This is a genomic window from Komagataeibacter kakiaceti JCM 25156 (assembly GCF_000613305.1).
The window spans coordinates 1-2,978 of record NZ_BAIO01000293.1 but is presented as its reverse complement, the minus strand read 5'-3'; the positions used below and the strand labels follow the sequence as shown (position 1 = coordinate 2,978).

Below are 2,978 nucleotides of genomic sequence, written 5' to 3'. Positions count from 1 at the left end.
TGCAGGGGGCCGTGCGGCTTGACGCGCCCGCGGCCAGGACTATGGCCGCGATACGTGACGGTGTTCCGCTCATGCCCAGCCGGATAACCGGCCCAGAGGTTTGTTATGCCGCACGGCCACGATCTCGGCCAGAATGGACAGGGCGATTTCAGCCGCGCCCACCGCGCCGATCGCCAGCCCCACGGGGCCATGAATTCGGGCGATCTGCGCCTGCGCAAATCCCGTTTCCCGCAATCGTTCCGTGCGTGAGGCCTGGGTTTTGCGTGAACCCAGCGCGCCTATGTAAAAGGCGTCGCTGTTCAGGGCGTAGTGCAGTGTCGGATCGTCCAGCTTGGCGTCATGTGTCAGCGTGACGATGGCGGTCTGGTTGTCCACACCCAGCCGTGCAAGGGCTTCATCCGGCCAGTCGGTCTCAAGCGTGATGCCGGGAAAGCGCTCCGCCGTGGCCAGTTGGGAGCGCGGATCGACCACGGTCACGCAAAAGCCGGTGGTCTGCGCCATGGGGGCCAGAACCTGTGCAATATGCACGGCCCCTATGATCAGCATGCGTGGCGGCATGGGGATCAGGTGCAGGAACCACTGCGCCTGTCCCGCCTCATCCTCCAGACGGAGGCTGCGCCCGGTCTCGAACACCTCGCGCGCACGGGCCTGAAGCCTCCGGGCCGTATCCGTATCGGGGTGTGTCCGGTCATCCCTGTAGAGAAGTCGCGCCTGCCCTGTCGCCAGTTCGGTCGCAACAATAACAGGTATGCGGGCCTGACGTCGGGCGGCCACTGTTTCCAGCATCTCCAGATCCAGCGTGCCCTGCGGGTGGGCGGTCGTGCGTACCGCCGCGACATACACATCCAGCAATCCGCCACAGGCCAGCCCGACCGCCCATGCGTCATCGCTCGATACGCCATAGGAAAGACTGATGGGCCGCCCGGTTTCCATGACGGTTCCGGCTTCCTCGATCACCGCGCCTTCCACGCACCCCCCGCTGACCGAACCTTCGATACGGCCATTGGCGCACACCGCCATCATGCTGCCCGCGGGCCGTGGGGAGCTGCCCCATGTCGAGGTCACGGTCGCCATGGCGCAGGGCTGGCCCGCCCGCGCCCATTCGATCAGGAGATCCAGGGGATCCCGCGTGGAGGAAAGCTGTGTCATGACAGAGCCACCCTATCAGCACAGATACAGTCATGCCAGCCGGTAGACATGCGGGGTCGGGCGGCCCATGTATGTCATAACGCATGTGCCCGCCCATGGTGGGCCAGCACATGATATGGAGAAATGTAAATGAGTTATGTCGATCCCGTCTGGTATGTCGTTGCCGATAGCATTCACGCCCGCATTCTCAAGCATGGCGAACATGGCCTTGCGACGTTCACCCACCTCAAGAGCGATGACGCCAAGGGCATGGATGCGCCCCGTAATGGCGCGTATGGCAAGGTGATTGCCGAATTCCTGAACAACGCGGTGCGCCGCAAGGAAGCGCCGGGCATCGCCATCGCGGCGCCGGGTGAAGTGATGCACCAGATTCGCACCCATCTGGACGTGCAGGCCCGCCCGCTGGTGGTCAAGGAACTGGAACGTGACCTGACCAACACGCCGGATCATGAACTGGCGTCGCATTTCGATATTCCCGTGACCGGCTGGCCCCTGCCCGCCGCTGGCTGATCCGCGCGCCCTGCGGTATGCAGGGCGCATTCCACAATAGGGTCATATCCATGACGGCATCCCTGTCACTCGAAGTCGTGCCCGTTACCGCTTTTGGGCAGAACTGTTCCATTTTATGGAATCCCGACACACACCATGCGGTCGTGGTCGATCCGGGCGGGGATGTGCCGCGCATCATGGCGTTTATCGAACGGCATGGCCTGTCGGTGGATGCGATCTGGCTGACCCATGGTCATCTGGATCATGTCGGTGGCGCCGACGCCCTGCGCAGGACGCTGTCCCGGCGGCAGGGGGTGCCGGTTCCCGTTATCGGCCCGGAAAAGGGGGATGCGCCCCTGCTGGCCTCCATTCCCGAACAGGCCGCGCTGTTTGGCCTGACGGGGCTGGAAAACGTGCAACCTGACCGGTTCGTGAAACATGGCGAGGTGCTGGATTGCCTTGGTCATGAATTCGAGGTGCGGCACGTGCCCGGCCATACACCGGGCCATGTCATATTTTATGATCCCGCGTCCCGCTTCGCCCTTGTGGGGGACACGCTTTTCAGCGGCAGCGTGGGGCGGACCGACCTGCCCTATGGCGACCATGACCAGTTGATCGCATCCATTCGCCGGGAATTGCTTCCCTTGGGCGATGATGTCACCATCCTGCCCGGTCATGGCCCGGCGACGACAATCGGCGCTGAACGGACGGGAAATTCCTTTCTGGCCTGACGGTATGCAACACGGCGCAGGAGAGAAAGTGCGTATGATGTCCTTCAAGGCAGGCCGATGGCTGGTTCTGGCCGCATGCGTGGCCACGGTGTCCGTCCCCGCCATGGCGGCGGAAACGGGGGAGCCGACCCACGCCCAGCCCGTGCTGCCTACCGCGCCGCTGACCATTACAGGTGCGAATGGCGTTGCCCATGTTTTCACGGTGGAAAAAGCCATGACCCCGCGTGAGCAGCAGGTGGGTGAGATGTTCCGCCCGACCTTGGCGGCTGATAGCGGCATGATCTTCGTCTGGCCCTTCCCCCGCCAGAGCGACATGTGGATGGAAAATACGCTCGTACCCCTCGATATCGTTTTTATCGGCGCGGATAACCGCGTGTCCTCCATCGTGGAAAACGCCGTACCCCTCAGCCTGGCCCGGATCAGCAGCCACGGCCCGGTCCGCGCGACGCTGGAACTTCAGGGTGGCATTACCGAAAAACTCGGAATCGTCGTGGGGGATCGGGTGGAGTCCACCGCACTGGCCACGCAGCCGCCCGGTAAGTGATTCTAATTAATGGCGGTTTTCTGGGGTTTATGGTGTTTTTTGTGATGTTTTTTAGTCTGGATGTC

General features: G+C 62.9%; 4 protein-coding genes. 3 read left to right on the top strand and 1 reads right to left on the bottom strand.

The annotated features are described in order from the left end of the window. Window positions 1-69: 69 nt before the first annotated feature. On the bottom strand, window positions 70-1,149 hold the full coding sequence (locus tag JCM25156_RS12560; RefSeq protein WP_025813350.1) for an XdhC family protein: 1,080 nt from the start codon (window positions 1,147-1,149) through the stop codon (window positions 70-72). Between the two features lie 129 nt (window positions 1,150-1,278). On the opposite strand from JCM25156_RS12560, the gene JCM25156_RS12555 reads away from it, so the two are divergent. The 3 genes from JCM25156_RS12555 to JCM25156_RS12545 are packed head-to-tail and all read left to right on the top strand — an operon-like array spanning window position 1,279 to window position 2,913. Continuing rightward, the gene (locus JCM25156_RS12555; RefSeq protein WP_025813349.1) at window positions 1,279-1,659 is read left to right on the top strand and encodes a baeRF12 domain-containing protein; all 381 of its coding nucleotides are present in this window, start codon (window positions 1,279-1,281) and stop codon (window positions 1,657-1,659) included. Between the two features lie 50 nt (window positions 1,660-1,709). Continuing rightward, on the top strand, window positions 1,710-2,369 hold the full coding sequence (locus JCM25156_RS12550) for an MBL fold metallo-hydrolase (RefSeq protein ID WP_025813347.1): 660 nt from the start codon (window positions 1,710-1,712) through the stop codon (window positions 2,367-2,369). 34 nt (window positions 2,370-2,403) lie between these two features. Next, a complete protein-coding gene (locus tag JCM25156_RS12545; RefSeq protein ID WP_025813345.1) occupies window positions 2,404-2,913 on the top strand; it encodes a DUF192 domain-containing protein in 510 nt (169 codons plus the stop codon). Window positions 2,914-2,978 lie beyond the last annotated feature (65 nt).

Excerpts from the sequence above, each read along its gene's own strand:
- JCM25156_RS12555 (WP_025813349.1), top strand. The coding sequence starts at position 1,279 with ATGAGTTATGTCGATCCCGTCTGGTATGTCGTTGCCGATAGCATTCAC.
- JCM25156_RS12545 (WP_025813345.1), top strand. The coding sequence starts at position 2,404 with ATGATGTCCTTCAAGGCAGGCCGATGGCTGGTTCTGGCCGCATGCGTG.
- JCM25156_RS12560 (WP_025813350.1), bottom strand. The coding sequence starts at position 1,149 with ATGACACAGCTTTCCTCCACGCGGGATCCCCTGGATCTCCTGATCGAA.
- JCM25156_RS12550 (WP_025813347.1), top strand. The coding sequence starts at position 1,710 with ATGACGGCATCCCTGTCACTCGAAGTCGTGCCCGTTACCGCTTTTGGG.